The organism is Moorena sp. SIO1F2 (genome assembly GCF_010672755.1).
Taxonomy (GTDB): Bacteria; Cyanobacteriota; Cyanobacteriia; order Cyanobacteriales; family Coleofasciculaceae; genus Moorena.
On sequence record NZ_JAAHFV010000450.1, the window covers coordinates 1 to 4705 of the forward strand.

Genomic DNA, 4705 nt, shown 5'->3' on the forward strand with positions numbered 1-4705 from the left:
ACCTTGAATTAAAATCTCTAAAATTTAGGAGTCACTAGTCAGTAGTTATTATGCATCAAAAATTAATTCCCATTTAAATGGGAATTAATCAGCGTTTGATCAGCAAAAATAGTCTCAGAAGTGTTTCAATTTAAAACGTTAAACACTTCTGGGCAAGAGGCAAAATTACAAAGTTTTTTTGAGAAACTATTAAAGAATAAACTCAACTGATTGCCTCTGTTATTAATCAACTCTACTAGTTGACGACTCTTGCCTCTTGCCCTTGGCATTTTGCCTATAATTTAGCTAGTAATTTATCATAACTACTCATCTAAAAAACTAAATCGCCCCAAAATCCTTAATCCCATGAAAACCAATCCGTTTAGACTGGCGACGGGTAAACTCTCCCACTGAAGAGTTGCCATTGGGATCTATCACCCCTGTTACCTGCTGCCATAACTCAGCAGGAGCCAAAGATATTTTATAAATGCGATCGCCACTCTTGCACACGTGATACCACTTGGTTTCCTGGCACTCACTACACCAAAAAGCCTCTAGCCATTCTCCTTCGATAGCTACCGTGGTTTTACTGGCTATCAGCATCAAGGCATATTTTTGTTTAACACCACGCGCCTGAAGTTGTCCTGGCCGGTCAGCAAACAACCGATACTTCTGACTAACGCTATCAAGGTAGGAACCATGAATCGGACATAAAATAGTTCTTCGTTTAGAACGCTTCCGGTTCCGTTGACATCGTTTGGTTTGAGGTGTTGATTGACTCATTTTATAGGGGTTCTAAATTCGGTGATAAACTTTTGGGATTTTAGGGAACAGGGAACAGGGAACAGGGAATAGGGAGCAGGGAGCAGGGAGCAGGGAGCAGGGAGCAGGGAATTTAGAATTTGGAATTTAGAATGCGCGAATTTAGAATCGGAAACAGGGAGTATGGTGAGTAGGGATAAGAGTATGGGAAATGTGGTAAGGCAATGGTAGAACAGGCATCTTGCCTGTGCCCCAAAAGTAGAACAGGCATCTTGCCTGTGCCCCAAGAGTAGAACAGGCATCTTGCCTGTGCCCCAAGAGTAGAATAGGCATCTTGCCTGTGCCCCAAAAGTAGAACAGGCATCTTGCCTGTGCCCCAAAAGTAGAACAGGCATCTTGCCTGTGCCCCAAAAGTAGAACAGGCAAGATGCCTGTGCCCCAAGAGTAGAACAGGCATCTTGCCTGTGCCCCAAAAGTAGAACAGGCATCTTGCCTGTGCCCCAAAAGTAGAACAGGCATCTTGCCAATGTCCCAAGAGTAGAACAGGCATCTTGCCTGTGCCCCAAAAGTAGAACAGGCATCTTGCCTGTGCCCCAAGAGTAGAACAGGCATCTTGCCTGTGCCCCAAGAGTAGAACAGGTATCTTGCCTCTTGCCTTGCGCGTAGCGCTATAGCTTACCCTGAAACTTTTCTCCCGACTCCCTACTCCCTACTCCCTACTCCCTATTCCCTATTCCCTACTCCCGACTCCCTACTCCCTTCTTCTCCAAGAAGTCCAACAAATTCTCGCAGAGCCACACTAGAACCAAACTGCCATGCCCTATTAATGTATTGGGGAATGGTTTCTTTCACCGGGAAATTTGGAAAAATTTGGCTGGTTTGAACCTCTAAATAGCGGCTGCTTTCAAATCGATAGATATGAATTGTGTCAGCTTTGTAAATCCAAACTTCTGGAACAGCTAGGGGAATGTAGTCGTTAATATCAGTAATTGAAGTCAGGTCAATTTCTAGGGCGAGATCCGGTGGTGGATCTTGGCTCAGGTCTAGTCGTCGCTTTCCTAAAATTGCTTGATAATTTTGGATGTAGAAACAAGCATCTGGCTCCACTCCAGGCATCCCCGCTTTCCGAAGGGTAATCGGATCAAAGCTCTGCCAATCTCTTCCTTGATACCGTAGCAGTGCTTTAACTAAGTCAGTCAGTATATTCATATCGCAAAGGGAGTAGGGAGTAGGGAGTAGGGAGCAGGGAATGCGCGAATTTAGAATCGGGAATCGGGAATCGGGAATCGGGAATCGGGAATCGGGAATCGGGAATTGGGAATCGGGAATCGGGAATCGGGAATCGGGAATCGGGAATTGGGAATCGGGAGCAGGGGGGAGAAGAGTGTAGAACAGGCATCTTGCCTGTTGCCTCAAGTGTAGAACCGGCATCTTGCCTGTGTCCCCAGTGTAGAACAGGCATCTTGCCTGTTGCCTCAAGTGTAGAACCGGCATCTTGCCTGTGTCCCCAGTGTAGAACAGGCATCTTGCCTGTTGCCTCAAGTGTAGAACCGGCATCTTGCCTGTTGCCTCAAGTGTAGAACAGGCATCTTGCCTGTTTCATTTTATTCAAAAGCTGATAGCTGATAGCTGATAGCTGATAGCTAAAACTCTTCCCCCTACTCCCTACTCCCTACTCCCTACTCCCCACTCCCTACTCCCTACTCCCTATAATTACAAATCATCAGGATTGACCCCAAGGCTACGCAATCGTTCTGCCAATCGTTCAGCCCGTTGGTGTTCCTGTTCAGCCCGTTGGTGTTCCTGTTCAGCCCGTTCTGCTGAAGTTGGAATCCAATTACCAGCTTCATCATACCAACGCAGCCACAACCCTTCTGTTTCTTGATATTTCCCCTGCCAAACTCCTAACCCTAATTCCAGCCTTGGAAACCAAAATTTCGGTTCAGAAAGTTCTACCGCCTGATACTGTATGGGCATTAATTGAAACACCCGCAACTGGTTGTCATAACGGTCAAAAACCACATAGTAAGGAATCCGCATATACTGCTCATAAGCTTGCCATTTAGTAGGTGGCTTGTTCGCAGACCTTAGGGTTTGTCCTAAATCTTCAGCTTCCGTACCTGGTGATAGGAGTTCCACCACCAAAAATGGGGCTATTCCTTCCTGCCAAACCACATAACTCCAGCGCAGGTCTTGTTGTTGTTGAGCGCGAGTCACACCCAATACCAGAAACCAATCCGGTCGCTTGTGCCATAACGAATGACGACTATCGTAATATAAATTCAGGTCTGTACCAATGAACATTTCCTCCCTAGGATAGTTGGGAGGTTGGCAAGTTTCTCGCAATAGCTGGGGTTGGAAGTCATGAAATTCGTCAGGCAAACCAGGCTCCTCTGGGTCTTCACTAGGTAGATCATACATAGTGGGCATAGTTTCCCTGGGAGGACGGGGTGGGTCAGTGTGGTACATGATCCTCTGTTGAACCTGATAGTTTGAGCATAGCATTTTGGGGTTTAGGGAGCAGGGAGCAGGGAGTAGGGAGTAGGGAGTAGGGAACAGGGAACAGGGAGTAGGGAGCAGGGAACAGGCAAGAGGCAAGAGGCAAAAAATCCTGTGTACCTCATAGCTGTGAGAAACGCTATAGGTCATGAACAATGTAATAGCAAAGGGAGTAGGGAGCAGGGAGTAGGGAGTAGGCAAGAGGCATGCTAGCAATAGGCATGCTAGCAAGAGGTGAAAAATATTGTGTACCTCATAGCTATGAGAAACGCTATAAAAAAACTTGGGAGATATCCTCTTACCTCTAAAACCTTGTTAGAGTCAACTTCAGCATAGCTGCCTTCAGCATAGCTGCCTTCAGCATAGCTGCCTTCAGCATAGCTGCCTTGGGCGTAGCGCTATACCTCATAGCTTACCCTACTCCCTACTCCCTGCTCCCTACTCCCTACTCCCTACTCCCTGCTCCCTAAAACCTAGATATTTGTACCTCACAAGTCGTGGAATTGCTATAATCGCGCTACAAACTCTTGATGCATCTCGGAATCTATCCCTTCTTGCAATACCGCCAACACCTGCTGCATCTTTCCAGCTAATAAAGCCTCCACCCCTAAGCGCAATCCAGGAAACACCAGGCTACTCAATATACCTGCATCTGGCTGCTGTTGCACATATTCCCCTTCGCGCAACACATACCAGCGAAACTCCCGCTCCTGGGTTAGCCAAACTAAATACTCTTTCACTCCATTCCGACGATAGGCTCGCAGCTTATCATAGAGGTCATAGGAAGCACTACTAGCGGCAACCTCCACAATCAACTCCGGCGCACCTTCAATGTAATCATCCTCACTAATTCTCGACTGTTCACCTTTGTCTTGTTCAATGCGCAACAAAGCATCTGGTTGGGGTTCATTATCAAAATCTAGCCGCACTGTAGAATTGTCACACAGCATAATGCCAGGGGTTGCGGCTTCATATGTCCCTAGCCAGGTAATAATCCTACCATGAGGTTGACCATGCTTATTGACCCTAACTGGTGATGCCACGTAAACTACCCCCTCAATTAACTCCGCCTTCCTAATTTCAGGCATTTGATGATAGCGTCGTTCAAATTCTACTCTACTTAAGCGATCGCCATTTTCCAGAATAGGTAGTTGAGTTATTACGGGAGTAGGGGATTTCACCACAAGACTTGCTCCATAAAATTTATACCAACATCTACCAATTATACGACTTGTGAGGTACAAATGTCTGGGTTTTAGGGAGCAGGGACTGAGGCCGTAGGCCACGCGGGGCGCGTTCGGAGCAGGTAAGAGGCAAGAGGCAACAGGCAACAGGCAACAGGCAACAGGCAACAGGCAAGAGGCAACAGGCAACAGGCAACAGGCAAAAAATCCTTTGTACCTCATAGCTGTGATAAACGCTATAGGTCATGAACAATGTAAGTATTCAGCTAATAGCTGATAAC

Annotated in this window: 5 protein-coding genes; all 5 read right to left on the reverse strand. The window is 46.7% G+C overall.

What is annotated here, in order from left to right:
* Positions 1 to 318 precede the first annotated feature (318 nt).
* A complete protein-coding gene (locus F6J94_RS30615) occupies positions 319 to 762 on the reverse strand; it encodes a hypothetical protein (RefSeq protein WP_293047173.1) in 444 nt (147 codons plus the stop codon).
* The gene (locus F6J94_RS30620; protein WP_293047175.1) at positions 759 to 1322 is read right to left on the reverse strand and encodes a hypothetical protein; all 564 of its coding nucleotides are present in this window, start codon (positions 1320 to 1322) and stop codon (positions 759 to 761) included. The genes F6J94_RS30615 and F6J94_RS30620 overlap by 4 nt, the downstream gene beginning before the upstream one ends.
* A gap of 142 nt (positions 1323 to 1464) precedes the next feature.
* Positions 1465 to 2172: a Uma2 family endonuclease gene (locus tag F6J94_RS30625; protein ID WP_293047177.1), complete on the reverse strand. Its 708-nt coding sequence runs from the start codon at positions 2170 to 2172 to the stop codon at positions 1465 to 1467.
* A gap of 282 nt (positions 2173 to 2454) precedes the next feature.
* Positions 2455 to 3162: a Uma2 family endonuclease gene (locus F6J94_RS30630; protein WP_367142293.1), complete on the reverse strand. Its 708-nt coding sequence runs from the start codon at positions 3160 to 3162 to the stop codon at positions 2455 to 2457.
* A gap of 584 nt (positions 3163 to 3746) precedes the next feature.
* Positions 3747 to 4424: a Uma2 family endonuclease gene (locus F6J94_RS30635; protein ID WP_293047181.1), complete on the reverse strand. Its 678-nt coding sequence runs from the start codon at positions 4422 to 4424 to the stop codon at positions 3747 to 3749.
* Positions 4425 to 4705: the final 281 nt, after the last annotated feature.